The following is a 20,092-nucleotide window of genomic DNA, read 5'->3' as shown; positions in this document are numbered from 1 at the left end:
ATCATTTCGGGCGGAGTGCTTCGACGGGATCCAGTCCGGCGGCTTTCCATGCGGGAAAAATGCCGAAAGCCATGCCTATTGCCGAACAGACGGCAATCGAGACAGCAATCCAGAGCCAGGGAAAAATCATCGGCAGGTTGAGCTGAAGTGCGATGATATTACCGGTACCGACACCGGCGGCGATGCCGATAACGCCTCCGGTAATCGACAGCACGAGCGCTTCTGCGAGGAACTGGTTTCTTATGGAACTGCGCGGCGCGCCGATCGATTTGCGTATGCCGATTTCGCGTGTCCGTTCGGTTACGCTTACCAGCATGATGTTCATGATGCCTACGCCTGCAGTAAGCAGAGCCATGAAACTGATGATAAATGCCCCGCTGCCGATGATTCTCTGAACATCCCGGAAGGAGTCGATGAGCGAGTCGTTTGTTCGTATGTCGAAATCGTTTGGTTCCCTGACCGTGAGGCCCCGCGTCAGCCGCATGGCGCCGACTGCCTGATCGAGGGTTGCCGGGTACTCATTCTGAGAAAAGGCTTCGACGGTTATGCCGAGGCTGCTTCGTTCATCGATGCGGTCGAGATAGCGGGTAATCGGAATAAGCGCGAAATTGTCCTGGCTCTGACCGAATGCCGCCCCCTTTTTTTCGAAAACGCCGATGACTGTGTAAACGCCTTCATTTATCCTGATCTGTTTTCCGAGAGGGGATTCTCCGGCCGGAAAAAGTCGATCTGCCACTTCGCCGCCGAGCACGACCATGTTTCGCGCATGCTGGATATCGCCGCTTCCGAGGTTTCTGCCTTCCCTGATATCGTATCCGTTCGAAGTCGCAAACTGTTCATCTCCTCCGGTCATGGTGACATCCGGATTGGTGCTTCGGCTGCCGTATTTCGCCTGGCTTGCCGGCCGGGAGATGATAAAGCCGATGCTTCCGGCTTTATCCTGCATGAGTTTGCGGAACATCTGGGCCTGCCTGTAGGTGATATCCTTGCGGTTGGCATACCGGTTCCTGCTGTGTCCGCCGCCGAAGACGGTTGCCGGCGTTTTCTGTATCTGGAATGTATTTGCGCCGAGGCTGGTCAGGCCGGACTCCACGCTTTTGTCGATCGCATCGAGTGCCGTCATGACGGAAATGATGGAAAAAACGCCGACGGCTACGCCGAGGGTGGTCAGCCATGAACGGAGCCTGTTGATGCTGAGCGACGAGAGCGCCTGCAGGAGGATCTCCCTCGGCGGTATGGTTTTTATCAGCTTACTCATAGCGCAGCGAGTCGGCGGGATCGAGTTTGGATGCGTTAACTGCCGGCGCCAGACCGGAAATAATGCCGGTCAGCACCGATACGACAAGGCTTGCCAGAACAAGCCCGAACGAGAACTGTACGGGAAAATCCGGAAGGATTTTCTCTATGGCGAAGGTGATGCCGAGCGCGGTCAGAAGCCCCACCAGCCCTCCGAGCAGGCAGATCATCACCGACTCGATGAGAAACTGCAGAAGAATGGTGCGCCGTCTTGCTCCGAGAGCTTTGCGGAGCCCGATCTCTCTTGTCCGCTCCCGGACGCTGACGAAGGTGATGTTCATGATGCCGATGGCTCCGACGAAGAGCGACATGCCGGTAATGAAGATGCCGGCTGCGGCGATACCGTTCTTGATAGGGTCGAGCTGGCTTTTGAATGCCTGCTGCTCGTTGATCGAGAAATTCTCCTCTCTTCCCGGGGGGATTCTCCGGATGCGGCGCATCAGTCCGAGCAGTTCCTCCCTTGCCTGGGCGACACGTTCTTCGTCGCGGATCTTCACCCTGAGGGTGACGAACATGTTTCGGCCGTATACTTTTTCGAATGCGCCGAGCGGCATGATTATCTGGTTGTCAAAGCTGAAGAGGCCGAGAAATTTTCCCTGCTTCCTGAAAACGCCTACAATCCTGAATTTCCGGTTTTTAATGGTGATTTTTTTACCGATCGGGTCCTCTCCGGGAAAGAGCCCCGTTGCAATATCGTCACCAACCACGCAGACCATTTCGCTGCCGGCGGCTTCGCCCGGGGTGAAAAAGCGACCTGCGGCAAGGTCGCCGGACGCCGTTTTCAGGTAATCTTCGTTGGTGCCGAGCGAAAATACCTGCTCTATGGATCGGTCGCGGTAACTCGCCATAGCCTGATAGGTAGACATCTGCGGCACGGCGATTTCAAGTTCCGAGCCGGGATCGTCGGCGATGATGCGGTTGATCTGCATGGCATAATCCGTTTTCAGGTCGGGACGGTTACGGTATCGCCACCATTCTCCCATGGTGCTCCATGAGGTCTTCTGCACGTAAATGACATCGTAGCCGAGCATAGAGAGGCTTTTTTCGAAGCCAAGGTCAATACCGTTTATCGCCGTGCCCATCATGGTGATGGAGACGATGCCGATAATCACTCCCAGCGCGGTGAGGAACGAGCGTATCCTGTTTGCTCCGATCTGAAAGATCGCGAGTTTCAGGCTTTCTGCGGTTTCGTAGCGGAACCGCTGGAGCTGCTTCTTCATCTTGCTTCGTCGCTTTCAATTCTGCCGTCCCGCAGCCTGATGATGCGTCTGGTGAAGCGGGCGATATCCTCTTCGTGCGTGATGAGGATGATGGTGTTGCCGGCCTCTGAAAGCGCCCCGAACATCTCCATGATGTCGTGGCTTGTGGCGGTATCGAGATTGCCGGTCGGTTCGTCGGCAAGGATGATCGAGGGTTTGTTCACCAGGGCTCTGGCAATGGCGACCCGCTGCATCTGGCCGCCGGAGAGTTCCGAGGGCTTGTGGGTGATGCGGTCGCCGAGACCGACGCTCAGCAGAGCCTCTTCGGCCCGCGCCTTTCGCTCATCCGGCGGAACGCCGGCGTAGATCAATGGCAGTTCGACATTTTTCAGGCAATTGAGGCGCGGAAGCAGATTGAAGGTCTGGAAGACGAACCCGATTTCCCTGTTTCGTACCCTTGCAAGTTCGTCATCGTTCATTTCGGCCACGTTTCTGTCGTTCAGCTCGTATATGCCGGATGAGGGGGTGTCGAGACAGCCGATGATGTTCATGAGCGTTGACTTGCCGCTGCCGGAAGGGCCCATGATGGCAGCATAGTCGTTTCTGTTGAACTGCAGGTCTATGCTGTCGAGTGCTTTGACGGTCTGTTCTCCCATTTCATAATGCCGGCAGAGCGAAACCATGTTGATGATGACCGGTTTCATTGCTGCTGCTCATGGTTTGGGTTTCGTGACCGGGCAGCCATCATAAAGCTGCGATGTGATGGCGCTGTAGCTTCCGGAAACCACCTCTTCGCCTGCTTTGAGGCCGGATATGACCACTATATGCGTGTTGTCAGTGGTGCCCGTGCCTGTCTGCCGGAAGTACACCTTTCCGTTTCTGACGACAAATACTCCCTGAACGCTTTCCGGTTTTCTCTGCTGGCTGCCGGTACGGGCGTTTTCTTTTCCTGCCGAAGGAATCCTGCCGCCCGCATCCCTGACCGTGACACTCTGAATCGGTACGACAAGCGCGTTTTTCACCCGTTGCGCTTCGATGTCGGCGGTAGCGCTCATGCCGGGTTTGAGGAGGCGTTTGTGGTCGAGAATGCGGATTTTGACTGAGAAGTTTGTGACCTCCTCCTGGGTGCCTGCGGCCTGCGACACTGCCGAGTTCGAAATTTCGTGCACGATGCCCCTGAAGATTCGATCTCCGAAAGCATCGACGGTAATGGATACGGGATTGCCTTTACGAACGTTGACGATATCGTTTTCATTGACTTCGACCTCGACCTGCATGCTGTCGAGATTTGCCAGACGAAGCACCTCCGTTCCGGGGAACTGGCCGGTACCGACTACGCGTTCGCCGATTTTACTGTTGAGCTTGATGATGGTTCCGTCGATCGGAGCTTTTACTACGGTTTTGCGCATCCGTTCCTGATTCTGTTCGAGCAGGCTTCTGTTCTGTTCGATGGCGAAACGCGAGGCTTCGTAGGAGGCTTTGGCTGCGTCGGCATTGGTTTTTGCGGCAAGATAATCTGTCTCCGAAATCAGTTTTTCCCTGTAGAGCAGTGAGGCTTTGCGGAAATCGTCCTCGGCCTTGATTTTTCTCGATTGGGCTTCAAGGCTCTGCGATTTTGCCAGGTTGAGTTGCGCCTGGCTCTGTTCCACCTGGTTGATATAGACGTCAGGCTGGATCCTGAAGAGCAGTTCCCCTTTAGCCAGCTGCTGGCCGTCCCTGACAGGAAGTTCGATAATCTCGCCTGAGACGTCGGGAGACATGGCCACATCGGTTTCCGGCCCGATTTTGCCGGTTGCAGTCACGACGTGAACCACCTCTTTGCGGAAGGATGTCACCGTGGTCACCTCCACAGGTTTTTCGCGTGAGAAAAAAAACAGAGCCATCGCCACAGTAACGACAAGAAGGGCTGTCGTAGCAAGGGTTATCTTTTTCCAGTTCCGCCGGTTCTGCTGTTTTTTCATTGTCAGATACGCTGATTGCTCTCTGTTTAATCTATTGTAAGGGTTCCTGCCACGTAATCGAGCACCTCTTTCTGCAGGGCGAGGTTGTAGGTCGCCTGGCTGAGGGTGGACATGGCGCCGAAAAGCGCAGCGCGGGCCGCGCTCAGTTCGACGAAACCTGATGCCCCCAGATCGTATTTCCTCTTGATGGCCTCGTATGCGGCTTTTGCGGCTTTGAGCCCGGTTTTTGCCGACGCTATGCCGGCCGCCGCCGAACGGTATTCCAGTGCGGCCTGTTGCAGGTCGATGGCAATGTCGGATTGCAGGTCTTCGTAATCAAGCCGCCTGTTCAGATGGTTGATTTTTGCCTGTTCGACGTTGTACCGGGTCTGGAATCCGTCGAAAAGCGCCCAGCTCATATTGAGCGAAACCGTATAGCCGAACGAATTTTCAAGCTGTTCGCCAAGCGGGGGATAGGCAAACGAAGTCTCCATGCCGTCAATGGTCTGGCGGAGCGATTCGATGCCGCCCGTGCTGATATTTACGTTAAGGTCGAGCTTCGGATACCATGAGGACGCTGCCTGGCGGATCTGCCATTTTGCGGCATCCGCATCGAGTTTCCGACTTTCTATATCGGTACGGTTCTGCATACCGAGGGCGACAAGACTGTCTATATCGGGTTTGACCGGTTCGACTGCAAGCGTTGAAGCAGGAAGCGGCGAAAGCACAAGCCGCGTGCGCGGGTCGAGGCGGAGCCTGCGCAGCAGTTCCAGCCTGCTTTGTTCAAGCTGGGCTTCGGCCTGGTTCACCGAAAGTTCGCTCCGGGCGGCTTCTGCCTGTTGCTGGTAGAGGTCTGGCAGGGCCTTGAGGCCGATCTGGAACTGCCGTTCGCTCAGGGTAAGCTGGTCTTTTGCTGTCAGCAGGTTTTCGCGTGCGATAGCAAGGACTTCCTGGTTGAGCAGCACCTGGTAATAGCTCTGGATAACGTCGAATGCCACGCTCTGGCGGGCTCGGGCAAGAGAGAGTTCTGTGCTCCGTTCCGATTTAAGGGCACTTTGGAGCGCCGCGTAATCCCTGAACCCGTTAAAGAGGTTGAGGCTGGTAACTATCGAGAGATCAACGCTCTCCCGCTCTGTTTTCAGCCTGAAGGTTTCAGGTGGAACTCCGGTAGAGTTCTGGCCGTATGAGCGACTGACCGATGAAGGGATATATCCGGCGGATGCTGAAATTTTCGGCAGAAAGCCGCCGTAGCTTCTCAGGACGTCCGAGCCCTGAAGCTGCAGGGCGTTTTCGGCTTTTTTCAGCGAAGATGCGTTTTCAATCGCAATGCCGATGCACTCTCCGAGTGAGAGATGTTTTACAGTGCTTTCCCCTGCCGCGATAGCTTGCAACGGGAGCAGCAGGATGATGAAGAGTCCGACGAGGTGACGTATGGGTGCGAATTTCAAAATAATGAAGGTTGTTCTCAGGATCTTGCCAGGTAACTCGATGAGTGATGCCATTGCCCAGAGATAAGCCTGAAAAGAGCGAAAAAGTTTCCAGGGAGGGATGGTGTCTGCACGGTAGTGTCGTATCCGAGCTCAGAGTTTTTCAAGCAGGGTATCGATTTTATCCCTGTATTCATCTGCAAGATCCGGTTTGAGCTGGATGAGGGATGTGTATACCCGGATGGCCTTTTTGTATGCGCCCTGCTGCGTGAAAAGGTTTGCGAGCGTTTCCGTCGGTACGGAGATAGGCGCATCGTCGGGAAACGGCTGCTTCTGTTCCGCTATGGGAGTGGGATCGAAACTCTCCGTCGTATTCTCGGGCTGGAAATTCTGCAGGGCGGCCGTAAGCTGTTCGAGTTCGTCGGCAACCGGATCGAACTTCATGACAGATTCTTCCGGGCTCTCTTCGGCGCAGAGAGCCCGCAGTTCGATCAGTTCTTTCCATGCGACCTGGTTGGCAGGAGCGAGATGGCAGCATCGCTCCAGATGGCTCCGTGCGGCGGAATACTGCCGCATGCCTTTGAGAGCTTTGGCGAGCAGCAGGTTGACGAGGTACGAATCGGGTAAACGCTCCGCAACGGGTTGCAGCTTGTTCAGCCCCGAGCGGTATTCTCCTCTTGACAGGTCAAGGGATATGTCGGCAAAAAAGAGATGTGGTTCCGTAAGCATGGTTCAGGAGCTGAAATGAGCTTTTTCGGTTCAGTCGGCAGAGATGCCATTGTTCTCGAGGGCGCAGCGCAGCAGTCTGTCGATAAGCTCGCCGAAGGGGATTCCCGAAGCTTCGAACAGCTGCGGGTACATGCTGATATCGGTAAATCCCGGTATGGTATTGATTTCGTTGAGGACGATGGCGCCGGTTTCGTCGTTGACGAAGAAATCGACCCGCGACATGCCGCAGCAGCCAAGCGCCCGGTACACTGCGATGGCCTGTTTTCTGACTTCCTCGATCAGTGTTTCGGAAAGTCTGGCGGGAATGAAGGTTTCAGCTTCGTTCCTGATGTATTTGTCCTCGAAATCGTAAAAGTCGCTTCCCGGCTGTATTTCTCCCGGAACCGAGGCGAGAGGCTTCTCGTTGCCGAGTACGGCGACTTCTATCTCCCTGCCTCTCACGGAGGCTTCGACAAGCACTTTCCGGTCGAGACGACAGGCAAGCAGCACCGCTTCTCTGAGTTCCTCCCGACGATGTACCTTCGTGATTCCGACCGAAGAGCCGAGGCTGGCAGGCTTGACGAATACCGGCCAGGCGAATCGGTTTTCGATGTCATCGTCGATGGCCTCGGGATCGGTGTTGTAGTCCGATGCAAGCAGGGTCATTCCCGGAGCGGTCGCTATGCCGGCATCTCCGGCGCACAGTTTTGTCAGAGCCTTGTCCATGGCTATTGCCGAAGCCGATACGCCGCATCCCGTGTAGGGAATACCGAGCGTATCGAGCAGTCCCTGCACTCTTCCGTCTTCTCCGTAGCTTCCGTGCAGCACGTTAAAAGCCACATCGACGCCGAGCGCCCGGAAGTTGAAATCGAAAAGAGGCTGGCCGGATGCCGCCACAATGGAGCGGAGCTCGGCTTCGGCCTGCTGCCTTGAGGTGGAGCGCATGAGGCAGGCAAGATCGAAATCGAGAATTTCCGCCGCGATACCTTCGCAGAACCATCGGCCCTCATGGTCGATATAGATGGGTATGATCCGGTACAGCAGAGGATCGGTATTCCGGGCTATCGAGCGAGCCGATATGATGGAGATTTCGTGTTCGGTCGATTTTCCTCCAAAAAGCAGGGCGACGGTTCTCTTTGACATCGAGAGAGGATAAGATAAAGCGATATGGTTGTTCTCAACAGGATTCCGGCAGGGGCTGTGCCATTGGCTGCATGGACGTTCTGTGATTTGCCGGTTGTCATTTTCAGAAAATACCCCTCAGCATCCATACAAACAACCCGGCGGGCGGGAAAAAACCGTTTAATGTTTTTTTTATCAGTCGCCGAACGATGCGGTTCTTTTTCGAGGCAGGGAAACTTTACCGGAGGGGGCTGCATTTTTTATTGTTACAGGCAGGGCTAACAAGATTAAAGGAATCGATGGTTATGAAAAGCACAGGAAGATATTACGCATGGGCACTTACAGCGCTGGTGCTGCTGTCGACAGCATCCTGTACCGGGATTTCGGTCATGAGTGATTACGACCGCGACTATGATTTCATGCGCGGCCTCACCTATGCATGGGTTTCAGGCGCGAATGCCGACAGTGCGGACGTTCTTGCCGAAAATCCGCTTGTCACCAGGCGGGTAAGGACTGCCGTCGATAGGGAACTCGCCGCACGAGGGTTCCGGGATGCGGGCCAGTCAACGCCGGATCTTCTGCTCGTCGCTCACGGCTACATTACGCTGAAAACAGCAGTCCGTTACGTGACGCACGATCCGTTTTACTACGGCTATACCTACCGGGGCCGTTTTTTCCGCTATCGTCCATTGGTCTATCCGTTCTATGAAATGCCCGTCACGGAATCGTGGCGCGAAGGACGGCTCATTGTCGATATGATCGACGAGCGCCGTAAAGAGCTTGTCTGGCGCGGTTCGGCTACAGGTGCGCTGAAAGATTATCGTACCGGCGAGGCGATGCAGAAAGATATCGATATTGCGGTATCGAAAATCTTTTCCGATTTTCCTTCCACGCAAACAGATGAGCGGTAGGCTTACGTGAACCGATGTTCCGGAATCTGCCGCTTGCGTTGTTCGGGAGAATCCCCTGGATGATGGAATTGGATGAGATGTTTACAACGGTTTTCGGCATAGATAGCGGCCGGTCGAGTGGCCGGTGGAATATGGAGTTCGATCGAAGGCTCATGAAGGCGTTCCTCGACGGCAGGTTTCAGGCCCGGTACGGAGAGGGGAGTTGTGTCTGGCGATTTTATGAATGGCATCCCTCGGCTGTTACCCTTGGTTATAATCAGGATCCTGGCTCGATCGATTCGGAGCGGTGTTCCGCCGAAGGTATCGATATCGTCCGGCGGCCTACAGGTGGAAGGGCGGTACTGCACGCCGAAGAATTCACTTACAGTTTCATCGCGGAAACGGCGGAACAGAATGCCGTTATTTACCGTATGGTTCACGAAGTGATTCTTCATGCACTTGAAACGCTTGGCGTTCATGCCGAGTTCTGCCGTTCGTCGCTCGACCTGTCGAGGGGAACTGCCATTCCCGTAACATGCTTTACAGCCTCCGCGCGATACGAACTGCAGGCAGAGGGCAGGAAGCTGGTCGGATCTGCGCAGCGCCGTACCGGAAACGTGCTGCTTCAACACGGATCGCTGCCTTTTACGCAGGCGCATAAAAAACTCAGTCGGCTTGTAGCTGTTCATGATAACCGTGAGGCTGCGACGATCCTCGCCGAAATGGAGAGAAAAACTGTTTCCCTCGAAGAACTTCTGGGTTATATTCCAGCGTATTCCACTTTGGTCGGGCTGATCCGAGACGCGTGGTTCAGGTATTCAGGCACGACGATGTCGATGCTCGAACGCCGGGAACTCGAATTGTTTCTCGGTTTTTCCCGACACCCGTCAACAAGCAATCCTCAAGCAGAGCAATGAACTCCAGCAATCAGCAGAAACCGGCTCACGTTACCACCCGCAGGTTACTCGACATGAAAGAGAAGGGCGAGAAGATATCCGTACTGACCGCTTACGATTTCACCATGGCGCGTATTCTCGATCGTGCGGGAATCGACGTCATTCTTGTTGGGGATTCGGCAAGCAACGTGTTTTCAGGCCACAATACGACTCTGCCGATCACCATCGACGAAATGATCTATCACGCCAAAGCCGTGGTGAGGGGAGTTCAGGCAGAAACCAGCAGAGCCATGGTGGTTACCGATATGCCGTTCATGAGCTATCAGCTTTCGAGCGAGGAGGCGCTGCGCAACGCCGGCAAGATCATGAAGGAGCACGAATGCGACGCAGTTAAGCTGGAAGGAGGAAAGGTGATTGCCGACACGGTCAAACGCATTACCGATGTCGGCATTCCGGTCATGGGACATCTCGGACTGATGCCGCAGTCGATATACAAATACGGCAGCTACAAGGTTCGTGCGCAGGAAGAGCACGAAGCCGAGCAGCTGATCGAGGATGCCCGGCTGATCGAGGAGGCCGGAGCCTTTGCCATCGTGCTTGAAAAAATACCCTCTTCGCTTGCCGAAACCGTAACTGCCCAGCTGAGCATACCCACCATAGGGATCGGCGCCGGATCGTCCTGCGACGGACAGGTTCTGGTGATCAACGATATTCTCGGGCTTAACAGGGCGTTTCGCCCTCGTTTTGTCCGACGATACGCCGATCTCGGAACGGTTATCGAAGATGCCGTCAGGCAGTATGTCGAAGACGTCAAATCAAGAAGCTTTCCTTCGGCCGACGAAAGTTACTGAGCGGTTCAGAAGAAGCAGAGAATCCGTTGAATCACTATTGTCGGCGGTTAGGGTTTTCAAAGCCGCCTGAAAGATCGTACCTTTAAGTCCGAATTCTCTTAAAGGCGCTTTTTTATGACAGATAGTGACAGACAGGTTTCAGACAGACGGTATCCGCCCCTGATCAAGAATGATCCGGACGGCCCTTCCCGATACTTTCCGTTCGTTTCGCGTTCTTTCGTGCCATCGCTCTTTACCGTCATGAACATGGTATGCGGCTATATAGCCATTATCATGGCCGGCGAGGGGAGTTTCGCTGCTGCCTGCTGGTTCATTATTTTTGCAGCCTTTTTCGATACCATCGACGGATTCGTCGCAAGAATCACCAACGGCATATCGAATTTCGGCATCGAGCTCGATTCCCTTTCCGATCTTGTCTCGTTCGGGGCGGCCCCGGCATATCTCGTCTACTGCTACGCACTTCAGGGCATGGACGGCTATACGGGGCTCTTTCTCAGCGCCCTTGTCATGATCGGAAGCGGTCTTCGCCTCGCAAGGTTCAATATCACGCTTATCGGTTACAGCAAGGAGTCTTTTTCAGGGCTTCCGTCTCCGGCGCAGGCGTTGACGCTTGCGGGCTTCGTGCTCTGGATGCATGCCGAATCCATTTTTTCTACCGAGAGTGTTCAAACCGTGCTTGCCTGGTTATCGGTCGTGCTTGCGGTTCTGATGGTCAGCAAAGTCAACTACGATGCTCTGCCCAAACCGACGTTCGAGGCTTTCAAACGGCAGCCGGTGCAGTTCAGCCTCTATCTGGCGGCAATTTTCTGCGTTCTGCTCTTTCAGGCGAAAGCTTTTTTTCTCTTCATGTTGTTGTATATTCTGCTCGGGGTTATCCGCTCGCTCGGTCTCTGGATCAGGCAGTGGCAGACTTGATTTTTTCACTCTATCCTGCAAGCACCATGCCATTCAACGCCAAGATAAAGGTTACGCTTCGCCAGTCGATTCTCGATGTTCAGGGAAAAGCCGTCGAGCATGCCCTGAAAAACCTGGGCTATGCCGCCGTGGATTCGGCAAGGATCGGCAAATACATCGAAGTGAGCATCAACGAGACCGACCGCTCTGAAGCCGAACGGATCTGCAACGAGATCTGCCAGAAACTGCTCTCGAACCCGGTTATGGAAAACTACGCCTTCGAGCTGGAACACGTCAATTAAACCTGAAATTCCATTATGGCTCCAATAACTGCGGGAATTGTCGTTTTTCCCGGTTCCAACTGCGATCACGATACTGAATATGCCGTCGCTTCGTTTAAGGGAGTGAGGCCGGTTCTGCTCTGGCATAACGAGCACGATCTCAGGGGTGTGGATCTCGTCGTTCTTCCCGGAGGTTTTTCCTATGGCGACTACCTGCGCGCGGGCGCTATCGCCCGTTTTTCGCCGATCATGCAGGAAGTGGTCGATTTTGCCAGAAAGGGATACCCGGTACTTGGCATCTGCAATGGCTTTCAGGTGCTGCTCGAAAGCGGATTGCTCGAGGGGGCGCTATCGCGAAACCGCGATAAAAAATTCATCTGTTCACCAACCAACATACGGGTGGAAAACGCCGCCACCTCTTTCACGAGCCGTTGCCGGCCTCAGGAGGTGCTCTCGATACCTATAGCGCACGGCGAAGGCAACTACTTCGCTCCGCCCGAGGTGATCGACCGGCTTGAAGTTAACGGCCAGATCGTCTTCCGATACTGCGACGCTCAGGGCAACGTGACTCCCGAATCGAATCCGAACGGGTCGATCGGCAATATCGCCGGCATCATCAACAGGGAAGGAAACGTGCTTGGCCTCATGCCCCATCCCGAACGGGCAAGCGAAACCCTGCTCGGATCCGCGGATGGCAGAAAGCTGTTCGAGTCGCTTTTCGACTTTCTTGCCGGAAGGCAGTAACCCGCATAATCCCCGGATTCCGTGACAGAAAAAGGGAAAGTTTTTTCATGGCTGCTGTTCGACTTCGCCAATACCTCGTTCAGCGTGATGATGGTCACCTTCGCATTTCCCCTTTTCTTCAAGAATGTCATCTGCGGCGGCGATCCTTCGGGCGACATGCTCTGGGGAGTCGGGGTCAGCGTCTCCATGCTGCTTGTCGCACTCATCTCTCCGGTGCTCGGTGCCGCTTCCGACTACTCGGGCCACAGAAAACGCTATCTCTTCTTCTTCACCATGCTCTCGGTGGTCGCCACAGCGATGCTCGGCTTTTCCGGTCCGGGTATGGCGCTTACGGCTATTTCGATTTTCGTGCTTGCCAACATAGGCTTTGAAGGCGGGCTGGTTTTTTACGATGCATGGCTCAAGGAAATAGCAACTGAAAAGAGCATCGGCCGGGTTTCGGGCTACGGCTTCGCCATGGGGTACCTCGGCTCGCTGACCATTCTTCTGCTTATGCAGCCCCTGCTCGGCGGTGGAATCGTGCCAGAAAATGCTGCCAACGTCCGGTTGAGCTTCTGGGCTACGGCGCTTTTTTTCGCCCTTTTCTCCCTTCCACTCTTTCTCGTGCTGCGAGACCGGAACAAACGCGAAGGCCGCGCAATTTCCGCAGCCCTCGTCGCCAGATCCGTCAGGGAGGTCGGTTACACCATCCGGCACATCATGAGCTACCCCGATCTGGCGAAGTTCCTGCTCGCCTATTTCTTTTACAATGACGCCATTCTCACCATAATCGCCTTCTCTTCTATCTACGCCCAGAATACGCTTGGTTTTGGTACCGGGGAACTCATCATCTTTTTCATGCTGGTGCAGACAACCGCGCTTGTCGGTTCTATTCTCTTCGGTTTCGTGACCGACCGCATAGGACCGAAACGAACGATCGTCGTGACCCTCTCGATCTGGTTCGGCGTCGTATTTACAGCGCTTTTCGCAGAGACAAAGGAGCTTTTTTTTACGACCGGCATGCTTGCCGGCATGGCGATGGGTTCTTCCCAGGCCGCTTCACGCTCCATGATGGCAAAACTGACGCCACGTGAACATGTAGCCGAATTTTTCGGTTTCTATGATGGCACTTTCGGCAAGGCTTCGGCTATAGCCGGGCCGCTCGTGTTCGGATTTGTGTCGTCACAGGCGGCCAACCAGAAAGCGGGCCTGCTTTCGCTGCTCTTCTTTTTTGCAGCCGGCCTGCTTCTGATGCTTCGGGTACGTTCGAACAGCGGGGTTCCGGAAGAGCGCTCCGAAGAGGTTTGCGCCGAGTAACGCTTTCAGGAGCCCGCGAGTTTACCCGAAGAGCTGCCTCTTGCCGCATCTTCGGGTAAACTCCGCAGACCAGGAACCAATATGACACGACACTCCGGATTTTCCATGAACGCGCCTTCGGATAAAGGTGCCTATCTTCGCGAGCTTCTGCCGTACTTCTGGCGGAACCTTCTCGGCAGCAGAATTTTTATCAGCGCAGGCTCTCTGGCATTTCAGACCCTGCTCTCCATGGTGCCTTTTCTGGCGGTCGCGCTTGCGGTGCTCAGTGCCTTTCCTTTCTTTTCCAGCCTGAACCGCTCTATCGTGGACTTCATCCTGCTGAATTTCGTGCCCTCGTCCGGCAACGAGTTCCGTCACTACGTTGAGGAGTTCGTCGGCAAAACTTCCACCGTCTCTCTGCTCGGAGGCATTCTGCTTGTCGTCATCGCCCTTTCCCTCATCTCCACGATCGACCATACCCTCAACGGCATCTGGAAGGTTCGCACCCCGAGAAAGCCCATGCAGGCCTTCCTGCTCTACTGGACGGTGCTCACGCTCGGCCCGCTGCTGATGGGTAGCAGCCTTGCTGCAAGCTCATATATATGGTATACCGTCTTCACCGAGGGGCCGATGCGTGAACTGAAATTGCGCCTTATTTCGTTTCTGCCTTTCGTGAACTCGCTTGCGGCATTCTTTCTGCTCTATATCCTCGTGCCGAACCGCAAGGTCAGGTTGCTGCACGCTTTTTCCGGAGCCCTTTTAGCCGCTGTGCTTTTTGAACTTTCCAAAAAATGGTTTGTGTTTTATGTCAGTCGCTTTGCTACATTTGAGCATATCTATGGCGCGCTTTCGGCTGTTCCGATGCTTTTTTTCTGGGTCTATCTCGCCTGGGTGGTGGTGCTGACGGGGGCGGAACTTGCCTCATGCATGGGCTCTGTAAGGCAGGAAGCGAAAATCTCTCTTGCCGGAACCCCCCTGCAGGCTCTCTATCCGGTGCTCTCAATGCTTGCGGCGGTCAGTTCGGCCCAGGAGCGGGGAACGCTGCTCAGGACGGCAGACCTCCGCAGGCGGAACGGCATCGGGGTGATTAGCACTTCAGCCGCAGCCGCCCTTGCCGATTGCCTGCTGCAGGAAGGCGTACTGCAGGAAACGGCGGAAGGGAAACTGGTTATAGCGCTCGATCTTTACCGCATGACCCTTTACGAGTTGTACAGCAGGCTTCCCCTCGAGCAGGCGGAAACCGCTTTTGCTGCAGGATCGTCCGACCGCGGCAGCCCGGCTCTGGCCTCTCTCGACCGGGAGGTGGCCGCTTGCATGAAAGAGCGCATGGAGGTACCGGTCGCATCGTTTTTAAACGACACCAATATTGAACGTTTATGAGTTATCAGGTTATTGCGCGTAAATACCGCCCGCAGACCTTTGCCGACATTACCGCGCAGGAGCATATCACCCGCACCATACAGAACTCCCTGCGCATGGGCCGGCTTGGTCATGGTTATATCTTTTCCGGCCTTCGCGGTGTCGGTAAAACCACTGCGGCACGGGTCTTCGCAAAAGCCGTGAACTGCCAGAGGATCATCGAGGATGCCCAGTACTGCAAAACCGTCACCGAGCCCTGCGGTCAGTGCGAAAGCTGCCGCGACTTCGATTCCGGCACCAGCCTGAACATCTCTGAATTCGACGCCGCATCCAACAACAGCGTCGACGACATCCGCATGCTGCGCGAAAACGTACGCTATGGACCGCAGAAAGGCCGCTATCGGGTCTACATCATCGACGAGGTGCACATGCTTTCCATCGCCGCCTTCAACGCCTTCCTCAAAACGCTCGAAGAGCCGCCTCCGCACGCGATTTTCATTTTCGCGACCACCGAACTGCACAAGATTCCCGCGACCATCGCTTCGCGATGCCAGCGATTCAACTTCAAGCGCATTCCGCTCGACCGGATACAGCAGCAGCTCCAGCAGATCTGCGACGCCGAACGGATTGCCGTCGAACCCGATGCTCTGCAGCTTGTAGGCCGAAAGGCGCACGGTTCGATGCGCGACGCGCAGAGCATTCTCGATCAGGTCATCGCCTTTTCCGACGATTACGTGAACGGCGGGGCCATCAGCTACACCAAGGTTGCCGAACTCCTCAACCATATCGATGACGACCACCTTTTCGCTGTAACCGACGCCGTGCTTGAGCGGAATCCGGCCAATATGATCGAAACCGCCCAGTTCGTCATCTGTAATGGCTACGACGAACAGGACTTTCTCGAAAAGCTCATTGAACACCTGCGCAACATGCTGATGGTGCAGAACCTCCGCTCGACGAGGCTCGTCGAGAGGCCCGATGCCGTCAGGGAGCGCTACCAGCGCGATGCCGAAAGATTTACCCCCGCTGCGGTGATGCGCATGATCGATCTGCTGGTGCAGACCTCGCGGGAGCTGAAATTCCAGTTCGAGTACCGGTTCCGCTTTGAACTGGTGCTGCTGAAGCTTATTGAACTTGCCGGAGATGCGTCCCCGGCTTCCGCACCGACGGCGGTTCAGGCAGAACAACAAAAAAAAAAGCCCGCACTGAGCCTCTGAAACGCTCGCAGGCGCCGGATGCGCACCGTCCCCAGGTGCCTCCCGTTCAGCCGCCCGCTCCGGCCGCGCCTTCAGCTCCCTCATCCCAAAGGGTTCCAGCAGCAAAGCCGAAAACGGCCACGCCCGCCATAGACCTCGGATCATGGCAGAAAAAGCTTTCCGGGTTCGGTTCCGGATTTTCTCCTCTTTCCAGCCGGAAAGCCGAAACAGCCGCCAAGACCATCGAAGAGCAGCCGGAACTGCTGCCCTCGCTGCCGGATATCGAGACGCTCAGGATGGAATGGCATCTCTTTCTCGATTCGGTGGCTCGCGCTGATCACAGCGTGCTCAGTGCCCATCTCAGCTCATGCGATCCGGTATCGTGCACAGACCGCGGCGTATTGACCATTTCCTGCTGCAGGAAGTTTTCCTACGAAGAACTGCTGCCGGAACTGCCTGCCCTGCAGAAATCGGTGGCGGCATTCTACCGTATTCCTCTCACACTCAGGCTTGTCTATGACGCCGAAAAGGACGCCTGCAGCAAAGAGAAAACCGTTTTCACCCTCTTCGAGGAGCTTTCCCGAAAAAATCCCGTTGTGCAGTTCATCATCAGGGAGTTCGGCGGAGAACTGATCTACTGAAGCGGGGGAGGCAAGTGTTTTATAAATCAGCTAAAATTCTTCATATTCAATCTTTTCGTCCGAACCGGAACATCACCTATTTTCAAGACCATTACAGCCATGCATAGATCGGCAGAGAGCCCAGCGACCCTTCTTCAGAACAGATACAGAACAGACTATTGCGGCCTGCTTGGCCCCGACAGCGAAAACCGCACCGTCAGGCTCGGCGGATGGGTTCACCGCAAGCGCGACCACGGTGGCCTTATTTTCATAGACCTTCGCGACCATACCGGCATCTGCCAGCTCGTCATACAGCCCGAACAGGAGGAACTGTTCAAGGCCGTCGAGCATCTTCATAACGAATCGGTCATCACCATCGAAGGCCAGGCGGTCAGACGCAGTCCCGAAACCGTCAATCCTCGCCTCGCATCGGGAGAGATCGAGGTTGTCGTGCGCTCGGTCGGCATCGAAAGCAACGCACACACGCTGCCCTTTCCGGTAGCCGACGAGGTGCAGACCTCCGAAGAGCTCCGCCTGAAATATCGTTTCATCGACCTTCGCCGCGAAAAGCTGCACGAAAATATCATATTCCGCAGCCGGCTCACCGCCGAAGTGCGCCGTTTTCTTGTCGAACAGGGATTCATCGAAATCCAGACACCGATTCTCACGTCGAGTTCGCCCGAAGGCGCACGCGACTTTCTCGTGCCGAGCCGCCTGCACCCCGGCAAGTTCTATGCGCTGCCGCAGGCGCCCCAGCAGTTCAAGCAGCTGCTCATGGTAGCCGGATTTCCCCGGTATTTCCAGATAGCGCCCTGCTTCAGGGACGAAGACGCAAGAGCCGACCGCAGCCCGGGCGAATTCTACCAGATCGATATGGAAATGGCTTTCATCGAGCAGGACGACCTGTTCGTTATTCTTGAAGGCATGTTCAAGCACCTCGTCGAGAGCATGTCGGAAAAACGTATAACGCAGTATCCATTTCCGCGCATCAGCTACAAGGAGGTCATGAACCGCTATGGCAGCGACAAACCCGACCTTCGCATTCCGCTTGAAATCCGGGATGTCACCGGGCTTTTCGTCGATTCCTCCTTCAAGGTCTTCTCTTCGAACACCAAAGATGGGTGCGCAGTCAAGGCGCTCGTGCTCAAAGGCCGAGGCAACGAATCGCGACTCTTTTACGACAAAGCCGAAAAACGCGCACGCGAGCTAGGATCCGCAGGCCTTGCCTATATTCAGTTCCGTGAAGAGGGGCCAAAAGGGCCGGTCGTCAAGTTTCTCGGCGAAGCCGAGATGGCGCGCCTCAAAACGCAGCTCGGGCTTGAAACCGGCGACGTCGTCTTCTTCGGGGCAGGAAAGTGGGAACCCACCTGCAAGATCATGGGCGGCATGCGCAACTACTTCGCCGACCTCTTCGAACTCGATCGCGACGAACTCTCCTTTTGCTGGATCGTTGACTTTCCCATGTACGAGTATAACGAAGAGGCCAAAAAAATCGACTTCTCGCACAACCCGTTCTCCATGCCGCAGGGAGAAATGGAAGCACTCGACACCATGCAGCCGCTCGACATTCTCGCCTACCAGTACGACATCGTCTGCAACGGCATCGAACTCTCCAGCGGAGCGATCCGTAACCATCGCCCCGACATCATGTACCGCGCCTTCGAAATAGCCGGATACTCCAAAGAAGAGGTCGATCAGCGATTCGGCCACATGATCGATGCCTTCAAACTCGGCGCGCCTCCCCACGGAGGCATCGCACCGGGTCTTGACCGCCTTGTGATGATCCTTCGCGACGAACAGAACATCCGTGAAGTTATCGCCTTCCCCATGAACCAGCAGGCCCAGGACCTCATGATGTCCGCACCCTCCGAAGTCATGGCGCAGCAGCTCAGGGAGCTCTGCCTGAAGATCGAACTTCCGCCGGCAAAGGAGGGGAAGTAGGAGTCAGGAGTATCGGGCGGGGTGCCGCACAGGATTTCGATCCCGATTCATCGGGACAATGCGGCAATTTGATTGCGAAATTACTTTTTAGGGGGGGGCTCCCAATATTTTAACCATGATCTGCAGTTTGTTTATTCAGGAAGTCTTCTTGCCTGACACGTAGTTGCGGATAAAATGGAAAATGTTATTGGAGCGAATGAGCCGGAAAGAGATTGGGAAAAAGACGATCAATGGACGCAGCCGGAAAACGAAGCGATACCGGTCCTTTTGGGGAATCCGATCCGAGAATGCCGTTTGCAAGGAGTGACGAGAGCAGTGTTCTTGCGCTCCGTTCCTTCAGACCCGTAATACGGCAGGCGTCACCGCGTTTGAGTTCCCCTTTAAGCAGCGTGATTTCGAGTATCGTGAAAGCTTCAGGTTTTCAATTCTGTTCTATGCAATAACAGGACAATCGCCCGATAAAGCTGTCGAGATCGAAGAGTTGCTGCATGAACTATAGTGGACCCGGATTTTCAGACAAGTGTTTAAGGTGGTAACTTGCCCAAAAAAGGGACAAGTTATGAGCGAAAAGCAACGCAAAAGTTTTACGGCACAATTCAAGGCCAAAGTAGCGCTTGAGGCGATCAAGGGAGAGAAAACCCTGAACGAGATCGGCCGGGAATTCGAAGTTCACCCCAATCTGGTTGGGCAATGGAAGCGGGAGGTACAAGAGAACGCTGCCGGTTTGTTCGAGGTCAAACGGGGTACGAAGCCTCGCGATCCGCTTGCAGATCCAGAAAAGCTCTACGCCGAAATAGGTCGGCTCAAAGTTGAGCTGGGTTGGCTGAAAAAAAAAGTCGATCCGTACCTATGAAAGCGCGTAAAAGCTGGATCAGCGACAAGGAATCGTTGTCGGTATCGACCCAATGTGAACTTGCCGGAGTAACCCGGTCAGGGTACTACGGGCAATGCAAAAGCCTCATGCCAAATACTGAAGATCTGGAACTGATGAAACTTATCGACGAGGAGTACACCCGACATCCGTTTTATGGAAGCCGGCGGATGAAGCGGGTACTGCTCGCCCAAGGGCGCAAGGTCAACCGGAAACGAGTACAGCGCTTGATGCGTAACCTGGGGCTTGCGGGTATGGCGCCAGGGCCCAATACCAGCAAACCGCATCCGCAGCACAAGATCTATCCATACCTGTTGCGAGGTCTTGCCATTACCAGACCGAACCATGTCTGGTCTACCGATGTGACCTATTGCCGGTTACCCGGCGGCTTCATGTATCTGACGGCCGTCATCGACTGGTATTCCCGCAAGGTGCTGGCATGGAGGCTTTCGAATATCGGGTAACGGCGACGCATTGCTGCGCCACCGTCCCCTAAGAACCGTGCGTGCGGCTTTTACCGCACACGGCTCAAGCCTCGAGTAAGGCGCCGTGAGGCACCCGGCAACTCAACGGTGTCGTTTT

18 protein-coding genes and 1 pseudogene are annotated in these 20,092 nt (G+C 55.1%); 12 read left to right on the top strand and 7 right to left on the bottom strand.

The window, feature by feature from the left end; translation table 11 throughout:
• Position 1: 1 nt before the first annotated feature.
• The 7 genes from K4305_RS04640 to K4305_RS04610 all read right to left on the bottom strand — a co-directional run bounded on the left by K4305_RS04640 (position 2) and on the right by K4305_RS04610 (position 7,713).
• Positions 2–1,258: an ABC transporter permease gene (locus tag K4305_RS04640; RefSeq protein WP_331561207.1), complete on the bottom strand. Its 1,257-nt coding sequence runs from the start codon at positions 1,256–1,258 to the stop codon at positions 2–4.
• Positions 1,251–2,516, bottom strand: a complete 1,266-nt coding sequence (locus K4305_RS04635) for an ABC transporter permease (RefSeq protein ID WP_331561206.1) — start codon at positions 2,514–2,516, stop codon at positions 1,251–1,253. The genes K4305_RS04640 and K4305_RS04635 overlap by 8 nt, the downstream gene beginning before the upstream one ends.
• Positions 2,513–3,199, bottom strand: coding sequence for an ABC transporter ATP-binding protein (locus K4305_RS04630; protein WP_331561205.1), 687 nt, complete (start codon positions 3,197–3,199; stop codon positions 2,513–2,515). Before K4305_RS04630 ends, K4305_RS04635 begins: the two co-directional genes overlap by 4 nt.
• Positions 3,200–3,208: 9 nt before the next feature.
• Positions 3,209–4,456 (bottom strand): efflux RND transporter periplasmic adaptor subunit, encoded by a 1,248-nt coding sequence (locus tag K4305_RS04625; RefSeq protein WP_331561204.1) that lies wholly within the window; start codon positions 4,454–4,456, stop codon positions 3,209–3,211.
• Between the two features lie 26 nt (positions 4,457–4,482).
• Positions 4,483–5,883, bottom strand: coding sequence for a TolC family protein (locus tag K4305_RS04620; protein WP_331561203.1), 1,401 nt, complete (start codon positions 5,881–5,883; stop codon positions 4,483–4,485).
• A 132-nt stretch (positions 5,884–6,015) separates the two neighbouring features.
• On the bottom strand, positions 6,016–6,591 hold the full coding sequence (locus tag K4305_RS04615; protein WP_331561202.1) for a tetratricopeptide repeat protein: 576 nt from the start codon (positions 6,589–6,591) through the stop codon (positions 6,016–6,018).
• Positions 6,592–6,621: 30 nt separating this feature from the next.
• On the bottom strand, positions 6,622–7,713 hold the full coding sequence (locus tag K4305_RS04610) for a D-alanine--D-alanine ligase family protein (protein WP_331561201.1): 1,092 nt from the start codon (positions 7,711–7,713) through the stop codon (positions 6,622–6,624).
• 284 nt (positions 7,714–7,997) lie between these two features.
• On the opposite strand from K4305_RS04610, the gene K4305_RS04605 reads away from it, so the two are divergent.
• The 12 genes and pseudogenes from K4305_RS04605 to K4305_RS04550 form a co-directional block, all read left to right on the top strand.
• A complete protein-coding gene (locus K4305_RS04605; RefSeq protein WP_331561199.1) occupies positions 7,998–8,603 on the top strand; it encodes a DUF4136 domain-containing protein in 606 nt (201 codons plus the stop codon).
• 59 nt (positions 8,604–8,662) lie between these two features.
• Positions 8,663–9,499 carry a lipoate--protein ligase family protein gene (locus K4305_RS04600; RefSeq protein ID WP_331561198.1) on the top strand — a complete coding sequence of 279 codons (837 nt, stop codon included), beginning with the start codon at positions 8,663–8,665 and terminating at the stop codon, positions 9,497–9,499.
• Positions 9,496–10,329 carry a 3-methyl-2-oxobutanoate hydroxymethyltransferase gene (panB, locus tag K4305_RS04595; protein WP_331561197.1) on the top strand — a complete coding sequence of 278 codons (834 nt, stop codon included), beginning with the start codon at positions 9,496–9,498 and terminating at the stop codon, positions 10,327–10,329. Before K4305_RS04600 ends, panB begins: the two co-directional genes overlap by 4 nt.
• Positions 10,330–10,443: 114 nt before the next feature.
• Complete coding sequence (pssA, locus tag K4305_RS04590; RefSeq protein ID WP_331561196.1) at positions 10,444–11,244, top strand: CDP-diacylglycerol--serine O-phosphatidyltransferase; 801 nt, start codon at positions 10,444–10,446, stop codon at positions 11,242–11,244.
• A 26-nt stretch (positions 11,245–11,270) separates the two neighbouring features.
• A complete protein-coding gene (gene purS, locus K4305_RS04585; RefSeq protein ID WP_331561290.1) occupies positions 11,271–11,525 on the top strand; it encodes a phosphoribosylformylglycinamidine synthase subunit PurS in 255 nt (84 codons plus the stop codon).
• 15 nt (positions 11,526–11,540) lie between these two features.
• Positions 11,541–12,248 carry a phosphoribosylformylglycinamidine synthase subunit PurQ gene (purQ, locus tag K4305_RS04580; RefSeq protein WP_331561195.1) on the top strand — a complete coding sequence of 236 codons (708 nt, stop codon included), beginning with the start codon at positions 11,541–11,543 and terminating at the stop codon, positions 12,246–12,248.
• A 21-nt stretch (positions 12,249–12,269) separates the two neighbouring features.
• The gene (locus tag K4305_RS04575; protein WP_331561194.1) at positions 12,270–13,544 is read left to right on the top strand and encodes an MFS transporter; all 1,275 of its coding nucleotides are present in this window, start codon (positions 12,270–12,272) and stop codon (positions 13,542–13,544) included.
• Between the two features lie 81 nt (positions 13,545–13,625).
• Positions 13,626–14,903, top strand: coding sequence for a YihY family inner membrane protein (locus K4305_RS04570; RefSeq protein ID WP_331561193.1), 1,278 nt, complete (start codon positions 13,626–13,628; stop codon positions 14,901–14,903).
• Positions 14,900–16,099, top strand: coding sequence for a DNA polymerase III subunit gamma/tau (gene dnaX, locus K4305_RS04565; protein WP_331561192.1), 1,200 nt, complete (start codon positions 14,900–14,902; stop codon positions 16,097–16,099). Before K4305_RS04570 ends, dnaX begins: the two co-directional genes overlap by 4 nt.
• A 35-nt stretch (positions 16,100–16,134) precedes the next feature.
• The gene (locus tag K4305_RS04560; protein WP_331561191.1) at positions 16,135–16,719 is read left to right on the top strand and encodes a DNA polymerase III subunit gamma/tau; all 585 of its coding nucleotides are present in this window, start codon (positions 16,135–16,137) and stop codon (positions 16,717–16,719) included.
• Between the two features lie 99 nt (positions 16,720–16,818).
• Positions 16,819–18,639 carry an aspartate--tRNA ligase gene (aspS, locus tag K4305_RS04555; RefSeq protein WP_331561190.1) on the top strand — a complete coding sequence of 607 codons (1,821 nt, stop codon included), beginning with the start codon at positions 16,819–16,821 and terminating at the stop codon, positions 18,637–18,639.
• A gap of 559 nt (positions 18,640–19,198) precedes the next feature.
• Positions 19,199–19,965 (top strand): annotated as a pseudogene (locus K4305_RS04550) (IS3 family transposase); the annotation flags it as partial.
• Positions 19,966–20,092: the final 127 nt, after the last annotated feature.

This window comes from Chlorobium sp., assembly GCF_036528655.1.
Taxonomy (GTDB): Bacteria; Bacteroidota; Chlorobiia; order Chlorobiales; family Chlorobiaceae; genus Chlorobium.
Note: the sequence above shows the minus strand (reverse complement) of the source record. Positions and strands in the feature narration are given on the sequence as shown.